This window comes from Bradyrhizobium sp. CB1015, assembly GCF_025200925.1.
Classification (GTDB): Bacteria; Pseudomonadota; Alphaproteobacteria; order Rhizobiales; family Xanthobacteraceae; genus Bradyrhizobium.
Window position 1 is genome coordinate 5,739,765 of the sequence record NZ_CP104174.1, and the last position, 23,528, is coordinate 5,763,292.

The window sequence follows — 23,528 nt, forward strand, 5'->3', positions numbered from 1 at the left end:
TCGTCAATACTTCGTCCAGTGTCGAAGTGTACTAGCCGACGGCGCCGACCTCGAACACCTCGCCGTCATAGCCGGCCTCGCGGGGGATGCGGAGCTGGCGGCCGGTTTCGGTCTTGGTCATCACCGGCATCACCGTGACGATCGACAGGCCGCGGGCGTGCTCGAGCGCAGCGCTCACGCTTCGCTGCTTGGCGAGCCGGATCAGGTTGCGCGTGGTCGGGAACGGCAGCTTGAAGCGGCCACTCTCGCCGCCCTCCACCGCCTCGCGCGGCGAGATCCAGATCGAATCGGTCGATTCCCGTCCGTCATGGGCGCCGAGCTGGTCGGGCGGCGCCGCGGCCAGGAAGAACCAGGTGTCGAATCGCTTCGGCATGCCCTCCGGCGTGATCCAGTGCGCGTAGGGCACGAGCGTGTCGAGCGCGAGCTGGAGATTGTTGTCGGCGAGAATGTCGAGGAAGCTGATCTTGTGCTCGTTGAGCGCAACGCGATGCGCGTCGGCGATCTCACCGGCACGTGTGGCGTCGATTGGCGCGCCTGTGGCCTTCGACCGCGCCAGCAGGATGCCGCTCTCCTCGAACGTCTCGCGGATCGCGGCGATACGGAAACCGCGGTCCGCTTCGCTGAGCCCTTCGCCGCCCGAATAGAGGTCGGCGCGGGCAACGATCTCCTTGTCGCCGGCATCGACACTGCCGCCGGGAAACACCAGCGCGCCCGAGTTGAACTCGATCTGATGATGGCGGACCATCATGAAGACCTCGATCTCCTTTGCGCCATCGCGCAGCAGGAGGATCGTCGAGGCCGGGCGTGATGCTGATGTCTCGGCCATGCAACTAACCTGCGGCGCTGGATTGCGGGCCGAGATTGGCGCGCTTGTCGAAACGGGCGACGCGCGACAAGAGATAATCGACCTCGGCCTTCGCCGTCGCCGTCATGGTCGCACCGGGCTTGCGCTGCGCGCTGGAGGCGATGATGCCGCGCTTCTGCAGCACGTATTTGCGCACGGTCAGGCCGACGCCGGGCTGTTGCTCGTAGCGGATCAGCGGCAGATGCGCGTCGAAGATGTCATGCGCGGCGTCGCGCTTGCCGGCCTTGGAGAGGTTCACGACGTCGATCAGGAGCTCGGGGAAGGCATAGCCCGTCATGGCTCCGTCGGCACCGCGCTCCATCTCGAAGTCGAGGAAGGTGCCGCCATTGCCGCAGAGGATCGAGAGCGGACGGAGCGAGCCGTCCTTCTGGAAGCCGCGCAGCGTCGAGATCTTCTCCAGGCCCGGCCAGTCCTCGTGCTTGAGCATCACGCAATTCGGATTGTCCATCACGATCTTGCGGATCACGGCGGGGGTGAACACGACCTGCAAGGTCAGCGGATAGTCCTGGAGCACCCAGGGCACATCCGGGCCGATGGCTTCCGCCGCCTGCTTGAAATAGCCGATGATCTGGTCGTCGGTGCGAAGCGAGGGCGGCGGCGCGATCATGACGCCGGCCGCGCCTGCATCCATCGAGGCCCTCGCCAGCGAGCGCATGGTGGCAAAGCCCGGCGCGGAGACGCCGACGATCACCTGCATCTTCTTGGCGCGCTTGACGTAGCGGACCGCCACCTGCTCGGCCTCGGCGGCATCGAGCTTCGGCGCCTCGCCGAGAATGCCCAGCACCGTGACGCCGTCGCAGCCGACCTCCTCGTAGAAATCGGTCAGGCGGTCGATCGAGCGCTCGTCAATCCGGCCGTCGTCATGGAACGGCGTCGGCGCGATTGCGAAAGTGCCCTTGGCGTCGGCGGTGAGTTTCATTTAGTCCTCGTCTCTTTCTATTCGTCATTCCGCGATGGCCCGAAGGGACAGGCCCGGAATCCATAACCCCGACTGGTGGTTATGGATTCCGGGCTCGCGACTTCGTCGCGCCCCGGAATGACAGTTTTGGCTAAAACCGCCGCGCGCCCATCTTGATCTGCTCCTCGGAGAAGAAGATCTCCTTGGCGTGATCGACGATGTCCTGGGCCTTCCAGCCCGAGTGCGGCGGCTTCCAGCCTTCCATCTCCATCATCCGCATCTCGCGAACGCCGCGGGGCCCGGACACGCCCAGCACCTTCCCGGTCTGGTCGCCCGACAAGTCGCTGACCATGTATAGCACGGCCGGCGCGATGCCGTCCGGCCCGAGCGCGGCGCCGGGGTTCTCCTTATAGCGGGGCAGGTCTGCGGTCATGCGGGTCAGGGCGCCCGGGGCCAGCGTCCAGATCCGGATGTTGTACTTGCGACCCTCGATCGCGAGCACGTTGGACAGACCCCAGATGCCGCCCTTGGCCGCGCCGTAATTGGTCTGGCCGAAATTGCCGATCAGCCCTGAGGTCGAGGAAGTGTTGACGATGACGCCGCCGCCGTTTTCCCGCATCCAGCGAAACACCGGCAGGGTGCAACAAAAGGTGCCCTTCAGATGGACCTTGATGACCTTGTCCCAGTCGGCTTCGCTGGCCTTGTGAAAGGTCTGGTCGCGGAGGATGCCGGCATTGTTGACGAGGATGTCGGCCCGGCCGAAATGCTTGATGGCGTCGTCGAACACCGACTGGCCGCCTTCCATAGTGGAAATGTCGGCGCCGTTGGCGACCGCCTTGCCGCCCTCGGCCTTGATCGCGTCGACGACCTGCTGCGCCATGGACTTGTCGGCGCCCGAGCCGTCGCGGGGGCCGCCGAGATCGTTGACGACGACCGAGGCCCCTTCCCGCGCGAACAGCTTTGCGTAGGCCTCACCGAGCCCGCCGCCCGCGCCGGTGATCAGCGCAACCTTGCCGTCGAGTAGTCCCATGGTGGCTCCTCCGTGTTTTTGTTTTCGAGTCCCGGACCCGATGCAGCGTGAAACGCTGCGTCGCAGAGCCGGGACCCAGTTCTTTCTTCGCCTGGGCTCTCTGGGCCCCGGCTCTGCAGCGCACCGATGACCGGACGATGCTTCGCATCGCCGGGATAGCGCTGCGCTGCGTCCGGGGCACGAGACCGTCCTAACCCAGCACCGTCTTGCCGTTCTTGATCACGGTGACGCCGCGCGACTTCACCTTGGCTTCGAACGAGATCACGTTGCCGTCCTTCCAGAGGTCCATGGTCACGGTCTCGCCGGGATAGACCGGCGAGGAGAATCGCGCGACGTGCTGGCGGAAGGCGCTGGCCTCGTAGTCGGCATAGGTCTGGAGCACGCCGCGGCAGGTGATGCCGTAGGTGCACATGCCGTGCAGGATCGGGCGCGGGAAGCCGGCCTTCCTGGCGAACTCGGGATCCGAGTGCAGCGGGTTGCGGTCGCCGCAGAGGCGATAGACCAGCGCCTGGTCGGGGCGCGTGGTGATGTCGATGGTCTTGTCGGGGGCGCGCGATGGGATCTTGTGCGGATCGGGCTGCGTCAGGCTGGGCCCGCCGAAGCCGCCATCGCCGCGGGCAAAGCGCGAGGCGACCAGCGTTGCCAGCTTCTCGCCCTTCTCGTTCTTCAGCACGGTCTGGTGAATGATGACGACGCCCTTGTCCTTGCCCTTGTCGTAGACTTCGAGCACGGAGGAGTCGGCCGTGATGTTGGCGGCGACCGGCAGCGGCTGGTGGAAGGTGATGTCGCGTTCGCCGTCGACCACCATGACGCGGTTGAGATTCATCTCGCCGGGCCCCGAGCCCCAGGCCGCGACGGAGGCGAAGGTCGGCACCACCTTCAGCGGCCGCGGCGTGAACGTGCCCTCGTTGACGAAGGCGAGCTCGTTCTCGTCCATGGGATCGGCGCCGAGCCCGATGCCGTAAGCGTAGAGCATGACTTCGCGATCGGTGTAGGCATATTTCTGGCCGAGATTTTTCAGGCCTTTGAGCTGTTCGTATCTGGCGGACATGTTGTTTGTCTTCCTCCCCGAGTTTCTTATCCGCAGGCGGCGATGCCCGTTATTGTGCCCTCTCCCCTTGTGGGAGAGGGCCGCACCGCCCTTGCAACAAACTCACTCGGGTGAGGGGTTGGCTCCGCAGTGACACTTCTCGTGTAGAGAGAGACCCCTCACCCGGCAGCCTTCGGCTGCCACCCTCTCCCACAGGGGGAGAGGGTTACATCTTGCTTCGCGTCAAGCAGGCGTGAAGAACGGCAGCGGCGCGCCATCCGTCGGCTTGAATACCACCTTCACCTTCTGGCCGATCTTGAGCGTCGTAAGATCGCAGTCGACGAAATTGGTCTGCACCGACGGCCCCTCCTTCAGCGTGACGTAGCCGATGGCGTATGGGCCGGACGGCGATTTCCGCATCAGGCTGTAGGTGTAGATCGTGCCCTCGCCGGAGGCCTGCTCCCACACCGTCTCGTCGGAGTAGCAGAACGGGCAGATCGAGCGCGGGAAGTAATGCGCTTCCCCGCAGGCGGTGCAGCGCTTGATCATGAACTTGCCCTCTTTCGCCGCGTCCCAGAACGCGGCGGTCTCGGGGTTCGTGACAGGTGCCGGATACTTTTTCAATTCGCTCATCACACGCGCTCCAGAATGGCCGTCGAGGCGGCGTGGCGGACGCCGAGCAGGCCGCCGGTGCCGTGCGCGATGGCGAGATCGCAGTTTTTGACCTGCACCTTCGGATGCGCCTCGCCGCGCAGCTGCCTGACGGCCTCGAGGATCTTGGTCATGCCGCCGCGGTTGACGGGATGGTTGCTGCAGAGGCCGCCCCCGTCGGTGTTGAACGGCAGCTTGCCGACGCCCGAGATCAAATTGCCGTCGGCGACGAACTTGCCGCCCTCGCCCTTCTTGCAGAAACCGAGGTCTTCAAGCTGCATCAAGACCGTGATGGTGAAGCTGTCATAGATCGAGGCGTATTTGATGTCCTTCGGCGTGATGCCGGCTTCCTCGAACGCGCGCGGGCCGGACCAGACGCCAGCGGAGTAAGTGAGATCGAGATCCTTGCCGCCGCGCGGGCCCTTCATCGCTTCACCATGGCCGATCAGGCGCACCAGCGGCTTCTTCAGGCTCTTGGCAATCTCCGGCGTCGTCACGATCAGCGCGCCGCCGCCGTCGGAGACGACGCAGCAATCCATGCGATGCAGCGGATCGGAGATCATCGGCGAGTTCAGGACGTCCTCGACGGTGACGACGTCCTTGAGCATCGCATGGGGATTGTATTGCGCGTGATGTGAGGCCGCGACCTTGATCCAGGCGAGCTGCTCGGAGGTGGTGCCATAGTCGTGCATATGGCGCATGGCACACATGCCATAGGCATTGTGCGTGGTCGCCCCATAAGCGGATTCGAAATCGGCCTCGGCGCCGGCTGCTCGCGGTGGCATCGCGCCGGTGCGCGGCTTGCCGGCGAGCGTCACGAGCGCGATCGAGCATTTGCCCGCGGCAATCGCCTCGGCGGCATGGCCGAGATGGATGATGTAGGAGCAGCCGCCGGTCTCGGTGGAATCGATGTGGCGAAGCTTCTTGGTGTTCAGGCCGAGATAATCGACCATCGGCCACGCGCCGCCGGGCGCATCGCCCGCGCAGAAATAGCCGTCGATATCGTCCTTGCTGATCCCGGCATCCTCGATCGCGCCCTTGGCGACCTCGGCATGGAGCTGGGCGGTGGATTTGTCCGGCGCATGCCGGGTCGGGTGTTCGTAGATCCCGGCAATGTAGGCCTTGCCCTTGATGGTCAAACTTCAGTCTCCGCTCGCGTATCGTCCTGGCTCTTTTTTCTGAACCGCACTGGGCTGATTGGCAAGCGCGGAAATATTCCGCCCCGCGAGAGAGCGGCGGCTTGGCGCAAATGCTACTGAACCGGTCATCCTGAGGCGCGAGTGATGGGGCGCAGAGCGCCCCATCGGGAGCCTCGAAGGATGCACGGCCGGGCTGCCTCTGCGCACTCCTCGTTGCGGCAGCCGGGCCGTCGTCCTTCGAGGCTCGCCGAAGAGGCTCGCACCTCAGGATGACGGTCACAGATTGCGACTTGCCGCAACATCATCGCAGACACACGCCCGCATCCTCGCGGCGCATGTCGCCCGAGTTTTGCTCCCGTCTTGCCTCCCTCCGGAGAACAGAGGGCGCAGGGAAGACCGGGTGCCGGCCGGGCACCCACGGTCCGCTGTGCGCGAATTGCGCGAAGAACAGATGCACAGCGGCATACAGGTGAAGCCCAACATCCGGCCTTCCCTGCGCAGTGGGTTGACGGCTTATGTCGTGCTCTTGTGTCCGCAAAATCTGCCAGAATGTGCGAACGGGCGGTTCTCACCAACCGCCCGTCGCTGGATCTGAGCCCGTTCGTGCTCAAAGGCCTGGGAGCCTGACGGGGAGCTAGGGACAGATCCGGTGTGTCTTCCTCAACCCGAACAGTTGCATGGGCTTCGAGCCCGGACGAGCAAGGAAGGGAGTGGATGATGGCACAAAACGATCGCATTGTCGTCGGTATCGATGTGGCCAAGGGCAAGGTGGATGCATGCATCCGCCCGTTGTCGCAACGGCAAACGTTCCCGAGCACCGCAGAGGGGCACCGCAAACTGGTGGCCTGGCTGCGCAAGCACAAGTAGCCAAGGCGGTGATGGAGGCATCCGGCGGCTATGAGCGGGACTGGGCCAGGGTGCTGCGTCAGGCTGGCATCGAGGTGCGGATTGTCGATCCCAAGCGCGTGCGCAGCTTCGCCCGATCGGCCGGACGGCTCGCCAAGAACGATACGATCGACGCGGAGATGATCGCCTGGTTCGCCGAGACGTTCGACGAAGTATTGGACCAGATCCACGATGCCGCACGCGACGAGCTGGCGGCACTGGTCAAAGCGCGCAAAGCCCTGATTGATCTGAGGACCCGCCTGCAAAGCCAGAACGAACATGCGGTGCCGGGAGCGGTTCAGAAAGCCCACGCTCGCGTCTTGAAGGGCCTCGACATCGAGACGGCCAAGATCGAGGACGCCATCACCGCCACGATCAAGGCCACACCGGCATTTGCCAAACGCGCCGAGATCATCGAGAGCGTGCCGGGTCTCGGCGATGTGGCCTCTGCGGTCCTCCTTGCGGGCCTCCCAGAGCTCGGGACGGTGCGCGAGGAGGTCGCTGCCGCGTTGTTGGGAGCCGCTCCTTATGACGACGACAGCGGCAAACGGCGTGGTGAGCGCCACATCAAGGGTGGTCGGCGCTGGGTCCGCAACGCCCTCTACATGCCCTGTATCGGCGCAGCCACCCAGAGCAACCCGGTGCTCAAGGCCTACTATGAACGGCTGATCGCCAAGGGAAAGCTGAAGAAGGTTGCAGTGATTGCCTGCATGCGCTAGCTGATCGTCATTCTCAACACGATGATTGCACGCGGCGAGAAATGGGATCCCGCCCGCTACGCGTTGCGGTGAACTGATCGAGCGCGCCTCCATGCGCTCGGTCCCGGACCGAGCGCATGCCAAGCCGACAGACCGGCGAGCGGACGGGGTCAAGGCCGTCAGCCGCCGAAGGCGGGGGCGCGTCTTCGCGCCAGCCTTGAGGCCGGCCGATCGGCGGCCTACTTCAGCACAGTTGCTCCCCGGGGAGCGATGCACTATTGCCCCCGTCGCCTCGCGGCTGATCGATGCGCGTACCCGGTCGGGCCGCCGCATCACCGCGAGCCTTGACGCCAGAACCCCGGGCGTCGGGACCACACGATTTTGCCGTACGCGAGACCGCGCCCGTCGTGCACGAGACAATCGCTCGCGCGACGTAGCCCGCGTCCACCGCCGCTCACCCCGCGTTTCGTGACGATCGCGATACGCCCCTCTGAGTGGGATGAGGTGGTGGACAGATACGATAATTCCGAATTTCGGTAAAGTGGAATGTTTTTGGGCGAGCGGATTGACCCGCCTATTGGGTGTTTTGGCCGATGAGCAACGCAACGGATGGTGTCGTAGCCCGGATGGAGCGCAGCGCAATCCGGGGCCGTCGCCCGCGGACGCACTCGTCCCGGCTTACGCTGCGCTCCATCCGGGCTACTGCGGCTACTCCGCCGCGATCTGCCGCGGCGCGGGCGGCGGATTGGCGAGGTCGGCGGCGAGCTGGGCGTAGCGGGCCTTGGCGTCGTGTACGGCCTTCTCCTTCACCGGGCCGTAGCCGCGGATGCGGTCGGGCAGCGAGAGCAGCTCGACCGCGGTGTCGATCGTGGCGGGCGACAGCAGACCGAGCACGGTGGCGACGTCCTTCTCATAGCCGGCGATCAGGTCACGCTCGAGCTTGCGGTCGGCGCTGCGGCCGAAGATGTCGAACGGCGTGCCGCGCAGGAACTTGAACTTGGCCAGGACGCGGAAGACCTTCAGCATCCACCGGCCGAAGGCGCGCTTCCTGGGACGGCCCAGGGCATCGACCCCGCTTGCCAGGATGGGAGGCGCGAGATTGAAGTTGAACGTGAAGTCGCCCTCGAACTGGTCGCGGAGCTGCTGCTCGAAGGCACCGTCGGTGTAAAGGCGCGCGACCTCGTATTCGTCCTTATAGGCAAGGAGCTTGGCGTAGTTCACCGCGACCGCGCGCGGCAGCGCATCGCCATAACCGCCCTTCACCGCGGCATCGCGCACCTGGTCGACCAGCTTGCGATAGCGCTTGGCCAGGCGAGCGTTCTGATAGGCGGTCAGATGCTTGGCGCGATGCTCGATGACCTCGTCCAGCGTCATGGCATCCAGCGTCTTCGGCGCGACGACCTCGTCCGTGCCCTTCAGCATGTCGGCAAGGCGCTTGGGGTCGGCGACTGCGAGACGGCCGAGGCGGAAGGCTTCCTTGTTCATCTTGATCGAGACGCCATTGACCTCGATCGCCTGCTCGATCGCTTCGGCGGAGAGCGGCAACAGACCCTTCTGATAGGCATAGCCCATCATCATCATGTTGGTGGCGATGGCATCGCCGAGCAGCTGCTCGGCAGGCTTGGTGAAGTCGAAGAACACCGAATCCTTGTGCAGCGCGGTTTCCAAGAGCCCGTTCAGCTTGCGGGTCTGGAAGTTGAAGTCGCGGTTGAGGATGAAATCGGCGGTGGGAATGACGTGGCTGTTGATGATGCCGCGGGTGCGGCTGGTATCGCAAAGGGTGATCGTGTCCTTGGCCACCGCGACGACCTCATCGGCGGCGAGCACGAGATCGGCCGTGCCGGTGACGATGCGCGAGCAGGTCACCTCGGCCGGATGATCCGACAGACGGACATGGCTGAGCACCGCCCCGCCCTTTTGCGCGAGGCCCGACATGTCGAGGATCATCGATGCCTTGCCCTCGATATGGGCGGCCATGCCGAGCAGCGCGCCGATGGTGAGCACGCCGGTGCCGCCGACGCCGCCGACGGCGATGTTATAGGGCTTGTCGAGCGTCGGACGCGAGGCCGGCTCGGGCAGCTCGCCGATCTCGGCGAGCTCGGCTGGCGCGCGGTGGCGCGGCGCGCCGCCGTCGATGGTGACGAAGGACGGACAGAATCCCTTCAGGCAGGAATAGTCCTTGTTGCAGGACGACTGGTTGATGGCGCGCTTGCGGCCGAACTCGGTCTCCAGCGGCTCGACCGAGATGCAGTTCGACTGCATCGAGCAATCGCCGCAGCCTTCGCAGACGGCCGGATTGATCATGACGCGGCGCGCCGGATCCTCCATCAGGCCGCGCTTGCGGCGACGGCGCTTCTCGGCGGCGCAGGTCTGCACGAAAACGATCGCCGACGTGCCCTTGTATTCGCGGCACATCTTCATGACGTTGTCGAGCTCGTCGCGGTGATACTTCTTCACCCCGGGCGCGATGGTATCGGCCGGGTAAGCGTCCGGGTTTTCCGAGACGAGATAAATTTCGCTGATGCCCTCGGCATGAAGCTGGGCCATGATCTTCTGCGGCGAGAGATCGCCGTCATGACGCTGGCCGCCGGTCATGGCAACGGCGTCGTTGTAGAGGATCTTGTAGGTGATGTTGGCCTTGGAGGCGATCGCCTGGCGGATGGCGAGAATGCCGGAGTGGAAGTAGGTGCCGTCGCCGAGATTGGCGAAGATGTGGTTCTCGTTGGTGAACGGCGCGATGCCGACCCAGGGCACGCCCTCGCCGCCCATATGCGTGAACGTCTCGGTCGAGCGGTCCATCCACAGCGCCATGAAGTGACAGCCGATGCCGGCCATGGCGCGGCTGCCTTCGGGGACTTTCGTCGAGGTATTGTGGGGACAGCCGGAGCAGAAATACGGGGTTCGGGAGACAGGGGCGACCGCCTGCATCTGGGTCGCCTGGCGGCCGTTGAACCAGTCGGCCTTGGCGCGGAGCATCTCCGCGATTTCAGGGTTGAGATCAAGCCGGAGCAGCCGCTCGGTCAGCGAGGTCGCAAGCGAGGCGACGCTGAGCTCGGCGGCGAAGGTCAGGAAACGCTTGTCGTGCTCGTCCATCTTGCCGACGATGCGCGGGCGCACGTCGTCGCGCCAGTTGAACAGCTCCTGCTTGACCTGGTTCTCGACGATCTCGCGCCGCTCCTCGACGATGAAGATTTCTTCGAGGCCAACCGCAAACTGGCGCACGCCTTCCGGCTCCAGCGGCCAGGGCATGCCGATCTTGTAGAGGCGAAGGCCAATTCTGGCGGCGACCTCCTCGGTGATCCCTAGCTCGCGCAGCGCCTGGCGCACGTCCTCGTAGCTCTTGCCCGAGGCCATGATGCCGAAGCGCGCGTTCGGCGAATCCATGGTGACGCGGTTGACCTTGTTGGCGCGGGCAAAGGCGATGGCGGCAAAGCCCTTGTAGTCCTGCAGGCGCCGGTCCTGCTCGAAGCGGTCGTCAGGCCAGCGCAGGTTGAGGCCGCCGGGCGGCAACTCGAAATCGGTGGGGATGATGAAGGGCTTCATCTCGTCGGTGAGGTCGATTTCCGCGGTGGTCTCCACCGTCTCCGTGATCACCTTCATGCCGACCCAGCAGCCGGAATAGCGCGACATCGCGATGCCGAGCAGGCCCATCTCGATCATCTCGTGGATGCTCGAGGGATAGAGATACGGCATCAGCGCCGATATGAAAGCATGGTCGGACTGATGCGGGACGGTGGAAGATTTTGCGCCGTGATCGTCGCCGGCAAGGCAGAGCACGCCGCCGTTCTTGGCCGAGCCTGCGGCATTGCCGTGACGGAACACGTCGCCGCAGCGATCGACGCCCGGGCCCTTGCCGTACCAGATACCGACCACGCCATCGTATTTGGCGCCCGGCGAGAGGTTGAGCTGCTGCGAGCCCCACACCGCTGTGGCGGCCAGGTCCTCGTTCACGCCCGGCTGGAACTTGATGTTGTACTGCTCGAGATGCTTGCGGGCGGCGAACAGCTGCTGGTCATAGCCGCCGAGCGGCGAGCCGCGATAACCGGAGATGAAGCCGGCGGTGTTGAGGCCGTTGGCGCGGTCGCGCCGGATCTGGGCCATCGGCAAGCGAACCAGGGCCTGGATGCCCGTGGTGAAGACGTGTCCGGTCTGCTGGGTGTACTTTTGATCGAGACTGATCGGACCCTGGTTGATGCCCATGCTGTCCTCGCTTGCGCCCTGTTCAGGTCTTTGTCACTTAACGTCGCTTAAGCCGTTGCCTGCCCGTTGTTTTTAGCTAGGGCGCGCCGACCACCTCCGCCACTCTATGTCGGATATTTCATGATCCGCATCACAAATCTGGACCAAAGCAGGCCTCGGGTAAAAATCGCAATTTCGTGGCCTGAAACACGTTGGCAATTTTCAATTTGTGTCACCATACCCCCGTCGTTGCGAAATGAATTGACGCTTCCCTGACGTGGGCGGGTCGATGGGTCGCAGGAGAGGCTGTCGATGCGAACGATTCTGACTGGCCTGGCGCTTGTGGGCCTGGCGTTGTGCAGTGCGGTTGGAAGCGCGGCCGGCGCCGCCGGACCATCGCCCGAGCTGATCGCCTATGGCAAGGCGCTGGTCGAGGCCGGCGGCTGCGCGGGCTGTCACACCGCCGATCCGGCGAAACCGTTCGCGGGCGGCAAGCGCATCGACACGCCCTTCGGTGCGATCTATTCGCCCAACCTGACGCCGGACCGCGACACCGGCATCGGCGCCTGGACGGACGCCGATTTCACCCGCGCCTTGCGCACCGGCATCGCGCCCGACGGCTCGAACTATTATCCGGCGTTTCCCTATCCCTACTTCACGAAGATGACGAAAGACGACACGCTGGCGATCCGCGCCTACCTCGGCACGCTGGCGCCCGTCGCCAGCCGCAACAAGCCGCCGGAGCTGCGTTGGCCGTTCGGCTATCGCGGCCTGATGCGGCTTTGGAACGCGATGTATTTCAAGACAGGCCTGTTCGAGCCGGACCAGACCAAGAGCGCGGCCTGGAACAGAGGCGGCTACCTCGTCACCGGGCTCGGCCATTGCGGTGCCTGCCATACGCCCAAGAATTATTTCGGCGCCGACCGGGACGCGCAGGCGCTGTCCGGCAACGAGGTCGGCGGCTGGTTCGCACCGCGGCTCGATGGCGCCGCGCGCACCGGGCTGAAATCGTGGAGCGAGGCCGATATCACGGAGTACCTGCAGAGCGGGCGCAACGCCAAAAGCCACGCCGGCGGGCCGATGGCGGAGGTCATCGTCAACTCGACCTCGAAGATGAGCGATGTCGATGTGCGCGCGATCGCGATGTATCTGAAGAGCCTGCCGCCGGCGCGGCGCGAGACGATCGTGACGCCGCCGGACGACGCCGAGATGAAGGCCGGCCAGGCGGTCTACGCCAAGCTCTGCGTCGCCTGCCACGAGGCCGACGGCACAGGCAGCCCGCGCATCTACCCGCCGCTGCCGGGCAATGCGCTGCTGCAATCGGTCAATCCGTCCTCGACCTTGCGCATCATCCTCGACGGCGCCCACACCGTGACGACGCCGCGCGCGCCGAACACAGGCGAGATGCCTGCTTACGCCAAGCAGCTGTCCGACGGCCAGATCGCCGCGGTGACGAACTACATCCGCAATTCCTGGGGCAATGCGGGCCCGCTGGTGACGGCGGCGCAGGTGGCGAAGGCAAGGAAGCGAGAGGCGAATGGGGAATAGCGAATTGCGAATGGCCCAGAACTATTCGCTATTCGCCATTCGCGCGCGACAGCGCTACCGCTCCTCCTCTCCCGTGAACACGAATTTCGGCATCTCCCATTTGTAGCGCACCGCGAGCAGGCGGAAGCTGATGCCGAGGACGAAGGTCAGGATGGTCCAGAGCTCCGCATTGAGCTTGAGACCAAACGCGGTCGCGTAGAACAATCCTGTTACCACCGAGACGCTGGCGTAGAGCTCGGAACGAAACAGCAGCGGCACGTCGTTGCAGAGCACGTCGCGGAGCACGCCGCCGGCGCAGCCGGTCACCATGCCGGAGACGATGACGATGGGGAGCGTCGCATCCATCTGCCAGGCCACATCGCAGCCGGTCATGGTGAAGACGACGAGACCGATGGCATCGAGTACGATGAAGGCGACCTTCAGCCGGTGCACGAGACGCAAACAGGATGGTGAGGAAGGCGGCGCCGCCCGCGAGCGCGAGATAGATGGGGCTCTGCACCCAGGCCAGCGGATAATGTCCGAGGAAGAGATCGCGCAACGTGCCGCCGCCGAGCGCGGTGATGCAGCCGAGAAAGCAGACCCCCAGCCAATCCATGCTGCGGCGTCCGGCAGCGAGCGCAGCCGTCATGCCCTGTGCGGCCACCGCAACAAGGGACAGGAAATGCAGCACGCTATCGGTAGGCGGCAGGCTCCACATTGCCGTGTTCCTCCTTCCCCACGATGGAACTCAAAGCCCGGGGCATCCGACAGAACAGGTTCCCGATTCCCCGGATGGGGGCAATATGCGACGAAAGCATCAGGTGGCGCGGAACAGAATGTCGCAGCTGAGGGTTGTTCCGGGTCATAACCCGAGGAGATCCAATCGATGGCTGACGACCGTTTTCCCAACGATCCGTACCGCCCGAACCTCGCCGACGATGAGTATTCTCGCGCGGCGCGCCGGGATGCCGACCTGCAGGCCGATCCCGAGCTCGGGGAAGGCCCCGCCTCCAGCGGCAAGATCGCGCTGTTTGCGGTGGCCGTCGCCCTGGTGCTGGGCGCGGTGTTCTACGGCTTGAACAACACGACCACCGGTAACCAGGCGAGCAACGAGCCGGCATCGCGAACCGCTCAGCAGACGGCACCGGCCAGTCCGGCCGCACCTCCCGGCATGCGTGACGTGACGCCGCGCAGCAACATCGAGCCGGGCACGACCACCGGTGCCGCGCCGAGCAAGCCGGCCCCGACTACGCCAGCTCCGTCCGACGGCGCGAAGTGACATCTCGCCGTAAGGCGCGAGAGCGGCGGGATCCAACATCCCGCCGCTTTTCGTTTGGCTAGCCGAACATCTTGTTGAGCTCGCCGCCGGGATAGCCGCCGCTGAGCTCGGTGAAGGTGCCCTTCTCCGCCATCTCCTTGGCCGCGCGCATGAAGCCGCCCCAGGCGGCGCGGGCGAGCGAGCCGCCGACGCTGATGCGGCGCACGCCGAGATCTTGGGCTTCCTGCAACGACAGACCGGACGCGCCGATCAGGAGATTGAACGGCTTGGGTGCGACAGCCTTCACCACCGCGGCGATGTCCTCACGGCTCTTCAGGCCCGGCGCGTAGAGACAGTCGGCGCCGGCATCGGCATAAGCGGTGAGCCGGTCGATCACGAGCTTGAGATCGGTCACGCCCCAAAGATACGCCTCGCATCGGCCGACCAGCAGCGCGCCGCTGTCGCCGATCGCCTTGCGCGAGGCCTTGATGCGCTCGACGGCCAGCGTGCGGTCGTAGAGCGGCTTGTCCTTGTCGCCGGTGGAATCCTCGATCGACAGGCCCGCGACGCCGGTGCGCACACCGCGCTCGACATTGTCCGCGACCTTGTCTGGCTCGACGGCAAAGCCGCCCTCGAAATCGGCGTTCACGGGGATGTCGACGGCCGAGCTCAATGCTGCCAGATGCTGACAGACGTCCTCGACGGTGACGTGGTTGTCGGCCTTGCCGATGGTCCAGGCAAAGCCCGCGCTCGACGACGCGATCGCCTTGAAACCGAGATGCTGCAAGGCTTTCGCGCTGCCGACATCGACCGGATTGGGCAGGATGAAGCAGCCGCTCTCGTGCATCTTCCTGAACGTCGCGCGCTTGTCAGCGGTCGTCACGTGCATGTTTCTCTCCCTTGTTGGCCGCGCAGACATAGGCGTGCGTTTTCAACTCCGCTAGTGCGCGTCGTGCACCGCGCGGCTGTCCTTCGGGGCCTGCTCGCGGTCGGTCATGCTGTAGTCCCGGATCACGCTGGCGATGCGCAGATGATAATCCGCGAAGATCTTTGCACGGCCCTTGGCCTGGGTGCGCCGATGCTCCATGGTGTTGCGCCAGGCGGTTACTGCTGCCTCATCCCGCCAGAACGACACCGACAGGATCTTGCCCTTCTCGGTCAGGCTCTCGAAGCGCTCGACCGAGATGAAGCCGTCGATGGTCTGCAGCAGCGGCTTCAGATCGGCCGCGAGGTCGAAATAATCCTTGCGATGTTCCGGCTTGAGCCAGACCTCGAAGATCACGGCCATCATGGGCGTCTCCTCTTATTTGAGCATGATCTCCTTCGGAAAACCGCGTTGCACTTTTCCGGATCATGCTGGCGTGGACCTACAATACCATCACCTTGCGCAGGAAGGTGCGTTCTTCGGCGAGGATGAATCTGTGTTCCTCGGCGAAGTGGAAGTTCGCCATGCCCTCGGCATCCTGCCGCAGCCGGGCACGGTAGGCTTCATAGGCGGCCAGGCTCTCGAAGCTGATCAGCCCGAACGCGATGTTGTTGGTGCCCTCGTGCGGCATGAAATAGCCGATCAGGTCGCCGCCGCATTTCGGGATGATGGTGAGCCAATGCTTCGCATAGTCCTCGAACTGCGCGCGCTTGAAGGGATCGAGCTGGTAGCGGATGAAGACGGTAACGGACATGATGGACTCCTGTTTCCACAACGTCATTGCGAGCGCAGCGAAGCAATCCAGGAATCCCTCCGCGGAAGCATCTCTGGATTGCTTCGCTGCGCTCGCAATGACGACTTGGTGAGAGCCTACGCGCTTGCCCGACTACAATGCTTCGGTTACCATCGAAGCATGAAATCAGGACCCGACATCGCCATGGTCGCCTCGCTGGTCGGCGATCCCGCCCGCGCCAACATGCTCACGGCGCTGTTGAACGGCCGCGCGCTCACCGCGAGCGAGCTGGCGCAGGAGGCCGGCATCACGCCGCAGACCGCGAGCTCGCATCTGTCGAAGCTCGAGGCCGGCGGCCTGATCGAACCGGAGAAGCAGGGCCGCCATCGCTATTACCGCCTCACCGACGACGACGTCGCCGGCGTGCTCGAGGGGCTCGCCGGCCTTGCCGCGCGCACCGGCCACATGCGCGTGCGCACCGGGCCGAAGGACCCCGCGCTGCGGCGCGCGCGAATCTGCTACGACCATCTCGCCGGCGACCTCGGCGTGCAGATGCTGGACTCCTTGCGCGAGCGGCATCTGGTCAGGCAGAGGAAGCAGGAGATCGAGCTGACGGCCGAGGGCGAGCGCTTTCTCGCCAAGCACTTACAGATCTCGCCCGAGATGCTCAGTCACCCCCGCCGCCCGGTCTGCAAGGCCTGCCTCGACTGGAGCGAGCGGCGTCATCACCTCGCCGGCACGTTGGGGGCCGCCATGATGCAGCGCTTTGCCGAGCTGAAATGGGCGGCGCGCGATCCCACGCCCGGCAGCCGCGTCGTGAATTTCACCCGCACCGGCGAGAAGCAGTTCGCTGCGCTGTTCGGCGGCGGGAAGGACTGATCACACTTTTGCGTGTGCCCTCTCGCTCCGTCATTGGCCGGGCTTGACCCGGCCATCCACACGTTTATGGCCACCGTCAGTCCGGGGCGATGCAAAGCATCGAACCCGGAATCTCGAGGTTCCCAGGTACGCAATTGCGCACCAGGGTTCGCTATGCGCCCCGGAACGACGCCGCTAACTAGAGACCTCCAAATGAACCGCCTCCTCTCCGCCGCGCTCGCTGCCGCCCTTCTTACTTCCCAACTCACATCCACCCACGCCGCCGACACTGCGCCCCGCGAGCCATACGGCATCGCGCTCGAAGGCTTTGCCTATCCCTACCCCGTGAACTTCCTTCCCGTCGTCAACGACGGCGAGCAGCTCAGCATGGCCTATATGGATGTCGCCGCGGCGCGGCCGAACGGCCGCACCGTGGTGCTGCTGCACGGGCGCAATTTTCCGTCGAGCTATTGGGCGCCCGTGATCAAGATGCTGAGCGAGGCCGGCTTTCGCGTCGTGGTGCCGGACCAGGTCGGCTTCGGCAAGTCCTCCAAGCCGGCGGGTGAGCTGCATTTCGACAATCTGGCGCGCAACACCATTTCGCTGCTCGATCATCTCAAAATCGACAAGGCCGAGATCGTCGCGCATTCGCTCGGCGGCATGCTCGGCGTGCGCATCGCCCGCGCCTATCCGGACCGCCTTGCCCATCTGGTGCTGACCGCGCCGATCGGGCTCGAGGACTACCGCCTCTACGTGCCGCCGACGCCGACGGAGAAGATGATGGAGACCGAGGACAAGCTCACCGCCGACGGCTATCGCAAGCAGCTCCAGACCAATTACGCAATCAAGCTGCCGGCCGAGGCGATCACGCCGTTCATCGAGGCCCGCTTCAATATCAAGGGCAGCCCGGACTATCCGCGCTGGCTGCGCGCCTTCGTCTCTTCCGGCCAGATGATCTATCGTGAGCCGGTGGCGCACGAGATCCCGCTGATCGCGACTCCGACTCTGTTCATCATGGGCGCGGACGACCACAACGCGCCGGGCCGGCCGCTCGCGCCGGAGGCGCTGCGGGCCAAGATGGGGCAGAACGCAGAGCTTGCGAAGCAGCTCGCGGCGAAGATGCCGAACGCGCGGGCCGAGGTGATCCGCGACACCGGCCATCTCGTCTTCCTGGAGGCGCCGGAGACGTACAAGGAACTGGTGCTGGGCTTTCTCAGCCGCTAGCGACAGCTGCATGTCGTCCCAGGCCAAATGCGGGGAACGTTCATGCCGCATTCAGGTCATGATCGGCAGCTTTGGATCGCGACGTGTCGGCACGTTCCAGATTTAACGTGTCGAATCGTGTCTCTTGATTCATTGTGCGCCCGCAAGCGCCATTCCCCGAAGCCTGCCCCCAAAGGACAAGAAGGAAGATCAAATGAAATACCTGTTAGCCGCCGTCATGCTCGCCAGTGCGGTCGTCGGTTTCAGCGAGGCGGCCAGTGCCGCCGGCGGTTGCGGCCCGGGTTGGTATCGCGGCCCCTATGGCGGCTGCCGTCCGATGCGCGGCGCTGTCGTGGTTCGCCCCGCCCCGGTGGTGGTGGCCCCGGCGCCGGTCGTCGTCGTGCCTCGCGCGCGCGTGTGCCCCTACGGCTTCCGCTGGTACGCCGGCCGCTGCCGTCCGTTCTGATTTGCTCGATGACGTTGCAAATGGCCGCGCGGCGAAAGCCTGCGCGGCCATTTTTGTTGCTGACGAAAGCCCGCTGCGGGAACCGGAGCACTTCCCAAATCGAAACGGGGACCGCCAGCGGCGATCCCCGTCCAGTCCGCGAATGGTCGCGAGCTTACCAATAATGGCGGCGGTGCCAGCGCCGGTAGTGCCTGCGCCAATGACGGCGGCGCCAGCCCCAATGGCGGCCGCGCCCATGCCAGTGAACCTGCTCAGGCGTCAGCTTGGCGGCTTCCTCGCTGGTGGTGACGGCAGGATGAGCGTCCGGATTGCCTTGCCGCGTGCGGGCGGGATCAGCGAGCGGCTGCGGTGACAGCGGCGCGGCCTGCGCGGCAGTCGCGGCGAAGGCGGCGGCGCCCGCCGTCAATCCCAAGGCAAGCTTCAAAAAGTTCCGGCGCTCCATGGCTTCTTCCTTCTTGGATCGTTGTGCCCGTGATGCGGAAGGAGTGTCGCCGTAACGGCATGAACCGAAGCTGAATCATGCGTTCAGATTCAAGCGAGCAGGATGAGGAATTCGTAGCCCGGATGGAGCGCAGCGCAATCCGGGATTTGTGCGTCATGCAAAGACCCCGGATTACGCTTGCGCTCCATCCGGGCTACAGACCTTTACGTTGTAAACTCCTGCGCCAGCAGCAGCGTCTCGCGCGAGCGCTTCACGTCGGGCCAGTCGCGTTTGAAGTCGGCGACGAGCTTTTGCAGCGCCTCACCTTTCAGCATCGCATTCAGCTTGGTCTCGTCGTCGAACTGATACATCGCCTGGTGCAGCGAGGGATCGTCCAGGCTCCAGAACCGCCATGCCTTGCTCACGCCGAAGGCCTTCACCGCGTCGGGCAAATGTTCCGTCTCGTACCATCGGTCGAAAGCAGCGCGCTTGCTGGCGTCGGAGACGATGGCGCGAACGACGAAAAAGGCTGCTCGCATCGGTTTCCTCCCTTTGTTTGCTGCGAGACTAGCCGCTTTCCGCCGCCGGCGACAAAAAGACTTGGCCTTGGTGTCGGAATGGACGCCCTTCGCTCGTCCTATGCGTCGAACAGGACACGGAGACAGCAAATGGCCGACCTCACCCTGACCACCTTCAATTGGGTTCCCGAACCGCCGCGTGGCCTCGTGCGCGACTTGCGCGTGCGCTGGGCCCTCGAAGAGGCTGCCTTGCCCTATCGCGTCGCCAGCACCCCGTTCGACGATCGCGGGCCTGCGCACCTCGCGCACCAGCCGTTCGGCCAGGTGCCATGGCTGACCGACGGCGATATCTCGATCTTCGAGAGCGGCGCGATCCTGCTGCATCTCGGCGAGCGCAGCGACAAGCTGATGCCGACAAATCCGCGCGGCCGCACTGAAGCGACGAAATGGGTGTTCGCGGCGCTCAATTCGGTGGAGATGGCCAGCTTGCCCTGGGCCATGTCGAAGTTCATGGGACATCCGACCGACACGCCGGCGTGGAAATTCGTCGACGACTTCCTCAAGCTCCGGCTCAAACGTCTCGAGCCGGTGCTGGCCGGCCGAGAATGGCTGGCCGGCTCCTTCTCCGTCGCCGACATCCTGATGGCTGACGTGCTGCGCGTCGTCGATCAATTCAGCGGACTAACGGACAGTCCTGCCTGCCGCGCCTATGTCGCCCGCGCCACGGTCCGCCCGGCGTTCGTCAAGGCGCATGCCGACCAGATGGCGCATTTTGCTGCGGCGGATCAGGCGCGCGGGGCGTGATGCGCCTCACATAATCGATCCGGTGCTTGGCCTACAGTCGCCGGCACCGAACGACTCAATTCGACAGGTGACCCATGGTCCGCATCGAATATCTCAAGCGACAGATCGCCCGCGCCGAGCGGCTGGCCAAGGCCATCCTCGACCGGCAGACCGCCGACCGGCTCCAGGCCTACGCCGCCGAATGCCGCGCCGAGTTGTCGGAGCTGACGCTCAAGACCGCCGCGTGAGGCGGGCTAGTGCGCGTCAGACCAGCTTCAGCGGCGCATCGGCGACGACGCGAAGATCGATGCTGCCGATCAACGCCGAACGCCGCGCCTCCGCAGCACTGATGGCCTCGTCCGTCTGTCGCAACGTCGAGACATTCGAGCCGAGCGAGACGATCCCGCCGAGCACCAGCGCGATCGATCCAAGCGCGGCGGTCTGACCAAATCCGAACAGCCCGAGGATCGTCACCAGCAGCAGCGCCGCCCCGCCCCCGATCGCGATCTTGGATGCCAGGATGTACTTCCGGCAGCGCTCGGCGATCTCGGCGAGCCGCTCGATCCGCTCTTCGATGTCGGAGATTTCGTCGGTCGGATCGTCGTCGGTCATGGGATCGAGGACACCAAATCAGCAGGAAGCGGTAGCCCGCATGAGCAAAGCGAGATGCGGGACCTCGGCAAGACCCGGATGTCGCTGCGCTCATCCGGGCTACCCTCCTTCACAACGGCAAATTGTCGTGCTTCTTCGCCGGCATTTCCGTCTTCTTGTCCTTCAGCATCGCCAGCGCGCGGGCGATGCGCTTGCGCGTCGAGTGCGGCATGATGACGTCGTCGATATAGCCGCGCTCGGCGGCGATGAAGGGGGACAGGAAGCGGTCTTCGTATTCCTTGGTGCGCGCGGCGATCTTGTCGGGGGCGCCGATGTCGCTGCGGAAGATGATCTCGACCGCGCCCTTGGCGCCCATCACCGCAATCTGGGCGGTCGGCCAGGCGTAGTTCATGTCGGCGCCGATCTCCTTGGAGGCCATGACGTCGAAGGCGCCGCCATAGGCCTTGCGGGTGATGACGGTGACCAGCGGCACGGTGCACTGCGAATAGGCGAACAGGAGTTTCGCGCCGTGCTTGATCAGGCCGCCATATTCTTGGCTCGTGCCGGGCAGGAAGCCCGGCACGTCGACGAAGGTGACGATCGGGATGTTGAAGGCGTCGCAGAAGCGGACGAAGCGCGCCGCCTTGCGCGATGCATCGCTGTCGAGCACGCCGGCCAGCACCATCGGCTGGTTGGCGACGAAGCCGACGGTGCGGCCCGCAATGCGGCCAAAGCCGGTGACGATGTTCTTGGCAAAGGCCTCCGCGATCTCGAAAAAGTCGCCCTCGTCCACGACCTTCAGGATCAGCTCCTTCATGTCATAGGGCTTGTTCGGATTGTCGGGGATCAGCGTGTCGAGCGACATGTCGACCCGCTCGATGTCATCGAAGCTGGGCCATTCCGGCACGCCGTCGGTGTTGTTGGAGGGCAGGAAGTCGATCAGGCGACGCATCTGCAACAGCGTCTCGACGTCGTTCTCGAAGGCGCCGTCGGCGATCGAGGATCGCGTCGCGTGCACCGAGGCGCCGCCGAGCTCCTCGGCTGTCACGACCTCGTTGGTCACGGTCTTCACCACGTCGGGGCCGGTGACGAACATGTAGCTGGTGTTCTTCACCATGAAGATGAAGTCGGTCATCGCCGGCGAATAAACATCGCCGCCGGCGCAGGGACCCATGATGACGGAAATCTGTGGGATCACGCCCGAGGCGAGCACGTTGCGGCGGAACACGTAGGAATAGCCGGCGAGCGCGGCGACGCCTTCCTGGATGCGGGCGCCGCCGGCGTCATAGAGGCCGATGATGGGCGCCCTCGCCTTCATCGCCATGTCCTGGAGTTTCGTGATCTTCAGGGCGTGCGTCTCCGAGAGCGAGCCACCGAACACGGTGAAGTCCTTGGCAAAGACGAAGGTCTTGCGGCCGTTGACGGTGCCCCAGCCGGTGACGACGCCGTCGCCGGGCACCTTGGTCTTCTCCATGCCGAACTCGGTGGAGCGGTGCTCGACGAACATGTCGAACTCCTCGAACGATCCCTTGTCGAGCAACAGCTCGATGCGTTCGCGGGCCGTCAGCTTGCCGCGGGCGTGCTGCGCCTCGATGCGCTTCTCCCCGCCGCCGAGCTTTGCGCCGGCACGACGATCTTCAAGGGCGTCCAGGATGTGTTTCATTTGCTCCCGCCAGTTCTTAAGTGATGGGCGGGTTCTAACACGGCATTTTGCGGCCCGGAAAGCCGCTTTCGCCGTCGCAGGGCTGCCCTGCCGTAGCGGGAAAGCGCAAGGAATTACAGAGTTTTGCCCAGGAGGCGAGCGTGACGGAAGGAAGGGGCGAGACGGGCGCTGCGACAGGTGGCGTCAACATCCTGCTGCGGCTGGAGGGCCTGACCCTGTTTGCAGGGATGGTGACGCTCTATGCGGCTTGGGACGGGTCGTGGCTGGTGTTTGCCCTGCTGTTCTTCGTGCCCGATCTGAGCTTCCTGGCCTACCTGTCCGACGCCAGGTTCGGCGCCATGGTCTACAACGCCGCCCACAGCTACATGGCGCCGGTGGCGCTGCTGACGCTGGGCTTCGCCCTCGCCTCGCCCCTCACCCTCTCCATCGCCTTGATCTGGCTTGCCCATATCGGCATCGACCGGGCGCTCGGCTACGGCCTGAAATATTCTGTCGGGTTCAGCTTCACCCATCTGGGGCGGATCGGGCGGCAGAAGGGCTCCTGATCTCAAATTTGGCTGAGTGCGTAGCCCGGATGGAGCGGAGCGTAATCCGGGACGGTGCAGCGCGGGCGCGATCCCCCGGATTTCGCTCCGCTCCATCCGGGCTACCAGACCGTATTTGCCGCACCAGCGCGGCGCTGCGGGCGCAGCTCGCCGAGTTCACCGCAGCGACCGCCGCCGAGCGCGCCGCCTTCGATGCCGGGCGCGGCAAGCTGCTCGAGCTGATGCAGCATGCCGAGAGTCATATCGGCAAGCTCACGACGGAGCTCGACATGTTCCGTGCCTCTGTCGACAGCTTCAACCAGGCCGTGGTCTCGGTGCCCATCGAGGTGCTGCGGCTGGCGCGAACGCAGTTCGATTATCTGTCGAGCGGTTTTGCCCGGCGCGGCGATCCGATCTCGCAGGCCATGAGCGAGATCGGCGGCTTCGCCATCGACCAGGCGCTGGCGGCGAAGCCTGACCCGGCCTGAACGCCGCCCGGCGACCGAAGAAGGTGCTGTCGCGGTTTAGCCAGGATAATCCCAAGCGGATGCATTCGAACTGGAGCAGATTGAGCAGTTGCTGATGGCTGCATGGTGTTGCCATGACGGCATCATAGCAGTGACATCGGAACCACTACACGGCCGGGCGCTGGAAGCGATATCAGCTCGCAGCAAGAATCCACG

24 protein-coding genes and 2 pseudogenes are annotated in these 23,528 nt (G+C 64.8%); 11 read left to right on the plus strand and 15 right to left on the minus strand.

Annotated features, from left to right (window positions below):
* Positions 1-31: 31 nt before the first annotated feature.
* The 6 genes from N2604_RS26740 to N2604_RS26765 all read right to left on the minus strand — a co-directional run bounded on the left by N2604_RS26740 (position 32) and on the right by N2604_RS26765 (position 5,613).
* A complete protein-coding gene (locus N2604_RS26740) occupies positions 32-826 on the minus strand; it encodes an NUDIX domain-containing protein (protein ID WP_260371122.1) in 795 nt (264 codons plus the stop codon).
* A 4-nt stretch (positions 827-830) separates the two neighbouring features.
* Positions 831-1,784, minus strand: a complete 954-nt coding sequence (locus tag N2604_RS26745) for a dihydrodipicolinate synthase family protein (protein WP_260371123.1) — start codon at positions 1,782-1,784, stop codon at positions 831-833.
* A 130-nt stretch (positions 1,785-1,914) separates the two neighbouring features.
* Positions 1,915-2,793, minus strand: a complete 879-nt coding sequence (locus tag N2604_RS26750; RefSeq protein ID WP_260371124.1) for an SDR family oxidoreductase — start codon at positions 2,791-2,793, stop codon at positions 1,915-1,917.
* A 190-nt stretch (positions 2,794-2,983) separates the two neighbouring features.
* Complete coding sequence (locus N2604_RS26755; RefSeq protein ID WP_260371125.1) at positions 2,984-3,844, minus strand: MaoC family dehydratase; 861 nt, start codon at positions 3,842-3,844, stop codon at positions 2,984-2,986.
* A 222-nt stretch (positions 3,845-4,066) separates the two neighbouring features.
* On the minus strand, positions 4,067-4,456 hold the full coding sequence (locus N2604_RS26760) for a Zn-ribbon domain-containing OB-fold protein (RefSeq protein ID WP_260371126.1): 390 nt from the start codon (positions 4,454-4,456) through the stop codon (positions 4,067-4,069).
* Positions 4,456-5,613 (minus strand): thiolase domain-containing protein, encoded by a 1,158-nt coding sequence (locus N2604_RS26765; RefSeq protein ID WP_260371127.1) that lies wholly within the window; start codon positions 5,611-5,613, stop codon positions 4,456-4,458. Before N2604_RS26765 ends, N2604_RS26760 begins: the two co-directional genes overlap by 1 nt.
* Positions 5,614-6,327: 714 nt before the next feature.
* Between N2604_RS26765 and N2604_RS26770 the strand changes: the two genes are divergently transcribed.
* Positions 6,328-6,480 (plus strand): hypothetical protein, encoded by a 153-nt coding sequence (locus tag N2604_RS26770; protein WP_260371128.1) that lies wholly within the window; start codon positions 6,328-6,330, stop codon positions 6,478-6,480.
* Between the two features lie 11 nt (positions 6,481-6,491).
* Positions 6,492-7,217 (plus strand): transposase, encoded by a 726-nt coding sequence (locus N2604_RS26775; RefSeq protein ID WP_260376314.1) that lies wholly within the window; start codon positions 6,492-6,494, stop codon positions 7,215-7,217.
* A gap of 687 nt (positions 7,218-7,904) precedes the next feature.
* Here N2604_RS26775 and N2604_RS26780 read toward each other — a convergent pair.
* Positions 7,905-11,396: an indolepyruvate ferredoxin oxidoreductase family protein gene (locus N2604_RS26780; protein WP_260371129.1), complete on the minus strand. Its 3,492-nt coding sequence runs from the start codon at positions 11,394-11,396 to the stop codon at positions 7,905-7,907.
* 291 nt (positions 11,397-11,687) lie between these two features.
* Here N2604_RS26780 and N2604_RS26785 point away from each other — a divergent pair, with 291 nt between their 5' ends.
* On the plus strand, positions 11,688-12,923 hold the full coding sequence (locus N2604_RS26785) for a cytochrome c (RefSeq protein WP_260371130.1): 1,236 nt from the start codon (positions 11,688-11,690) through the stop codon (positions 12,921-12,923).
* Positions 12,924-12,977: 54 nt separating this feature from the next.
* Here the strand turns inward: N2604_RS26785 and N2604_RS26790 are convergent.
* Positions 12,978-13,620, minus strand: a pseudogene (locus N2604_RS26790) (trimeric intracellular cation channel family protein).
* Between the two features lie 168 nt (positions 13,621-13,788).
* On the opposite strand from N2604_RS26790, the gene N2604_RS26795 reads away from it, so the two are divergent.
* Positions 13,789-14,181, plus strand: a complete 393-nt coding sequence (locus tag N2604_RS26795) for a hypothetical protein (protein ID WP_260371131.1) — start codon at positions 13,789-13,791, stop codon at positions 14,179-14,181.
* Positions 14,182-14,239: 58 nt separating this feature from the next.
* Here N2604_RS26795 and N2604_RS26800 read toward each other — a convergent pair whose 3' ends face one another.
* From N2604_RS26800 to N2604_RS26810, 3 genes are all read right to left on the minus strand, one after another.
* Entirely contained in the window at positions 14,240-15,049 is an 810-nt protein-coding gene (locus tag N2604_RS26800; RefSeq protein WP_260371132.1) for an oxaloacetate decarboxylase, read from the minus strand.
* A 51-nt stretch (positions 15,050-15,100) separates the two neighbouring features.
* Positions 15,101-15,451 carry an antibiotic biosynthesis monooxygenase gene (locus N2604_RS26805; RefSeq protein WP_260371133.1) on the minus strand — a complete coding sequence of 117 codons (351 nt, stop codon included), beginning with the start codon at positions 15,449-15,451 and terminating at the stop codon, positions 15,101-15,103.
* Positions 15,452-15,527: 76 nt separating this feature from the next.
* On the minus strand, positions 15,528-15,839 hold the full coding sequence (locus N2604_RS26810) for an NIPSNAP family protein (protein WP_260371134.1): 312 nt from the start codon (positions 15,837-15,839) through the stop codon (positions 15,528-15,530).
* 159 nt (positions 15,840-15,998) lie between these two features.
* Between N2604_RS26810 and N2604_RS26815 the strand changes: the two genes are divergently transcribed.
* The 3 genes from N2604_RS26815 (at position 15,999) to N2604_RS26825 (ending at position 18,345) form a co-directional block, all read left to right on the plus strand.
* Entirely contained in the window at positions 15,999-16,697 is a 699-nt protein-coding gene (locus N2604_RS26815) for a metalloregulator ArsR/SmtB family transcription factor (protein ID WP_260371135.1), read from the plus strand.
* A 192-nt stretch (positions 16,698-16,889) separates the two neighbouring features.
* Positions 16,890-17,900 (plus strand): alpha/beta fold hydrolase, encoded by a 1,011-nt coding sequence (locus N2604_RS26820; RefSeq protein WP_260371136.1) that lies wholly within the window; start codon positions 16,890-16,892, stop codon positions 17,898-17,900.
* Positions 17,901-18,093: 193 nt separating this feature from the next.
* On the plus strand, positions 18,094-18,345 hold the full coding sequence (locus tag N2604_RS26825; RefSeq protein WP_260371137.1) for a GCG_CRPN prefix-to-repeats domain-containing protein: 252 nt from the start codon (positions 18,094-18,096) through the stop codon (positions 18,343-18,345).
* 154 nt (positions 18,346-18,499) lie between these two features.
* Here the strand turns inward: N2604_RS26825 and N2604_RS26830 are convergent, their stop codons facing one another.
* Together N2604_RS26830 and N2604_RS26835 are read right to left on the minus strand one after the other, a co-directional pair.
* Positions 18,500-18,787 carry a twin-arginine translocation (Tat) gene (locus N2604_RS26830; RefSeq protein WP_260371138.1) on the minus strand — a complete coding sequence of 96 codons (288 nt, stop codon included), beginning with the start codon at positions 18,785-18,787 and terminating at the stop codon, positions 18,500-18,502.
* 203 nt (positions 18,788-18,990) lie between these two features.
* A complete protein-coding gene (locus tag N2604_RS26835; RefSeq protein WP_260371139.1) occupies positions 18,991-19,305 on the minus strand; it encodes a hypothetical protein in 315 nt (104 codons plus the stop codon).
* A gap of 129 nt (positions 19,306-19,434) precedes the next feature.
* Here N2604_RS26835 and N2604_RS26840 point away from each other — a divergent pair, with 129 nt between their 5' ends.
* Both N2604_RS26840 and N2604_RS26845 read left to right on the plus strand, forming a co-directional pair.
* Complete coding sequence (locus N2604_RS26840) at positions 19,435-20,088, plus strand: glutathione S-transferase family protein (RefSeq protein ID WP_260371140.1); 654 nt, start codon at positions 19,435-19,437, stop codon at positions 20,086-20,088.
* Positions 20,089-20,162: 74 nt separating this feature from the next.
* Positions 20,163-20,315, plus strand: a complete 153-nt coding sequence (locus tag N2604_RS26845) for a hypothetical protein (RefSeq protein ID WP_172783222.1) — start codon at positions 20,163-20,165, stop codon at positions 20,313-20,315.
* 16 nt (positions 20,316-20,331) lie between these two features.
* Here N2604_RS26845 and N2604_RS26850 read toward each other — a convergent pair whose 3' ends face one another.
* A complete protein-coding gene (locus tag N2604_RS26850) occupies positions 20,332-20,679 on the minus strand; it encodes a hypothetical protein (protein WP_260371141.1) in 348 nt (115 codons plus the stop codon).
* A 109-nt stretch (positions 20,680-20,788) separates the two neighbouring features.
* Positions 20,789-22,321 carry an acyl-CoA carboxylase subunit beta gene (locus N2604_RS26855; RefSeq protein WP_260371142.1) on the minus strand — a complete coding sequence of 511 codons (1,533 nt, stop codon included), beginning with the start codon at positions 22,319-22,321 and terminating at the stop codon, positions 20,789-20,791.
* A 140-nt stretch (positions 22,322-22,461) separates the two neighbouring features.
* On the opposite strand from N2604_RS26855, the gene N2604_RS26860 reads away from it, so the two are divergent.
* On the plus strand, positions 22,462-22,866 hold the full coding sequence (locus N2604_RS26860; protein WP_260371143.1) for a DUF4260 domain-containing protein: 405 nt from the start codon (positions 22,462-22,464) through the stop codon (positions 22,864-22,866).
* A 128-nt stretch (positions 22,867-22,994) separates the two neighbouring features.
* A pseudogene (locus tag N2604_RS26865) lies at positions 22,995-23,333 on the plus strand (hypothetical protein); the annotation flags it as partial.
* Positions 23,334-23,528: the final 195 nt, after the last annotated feature.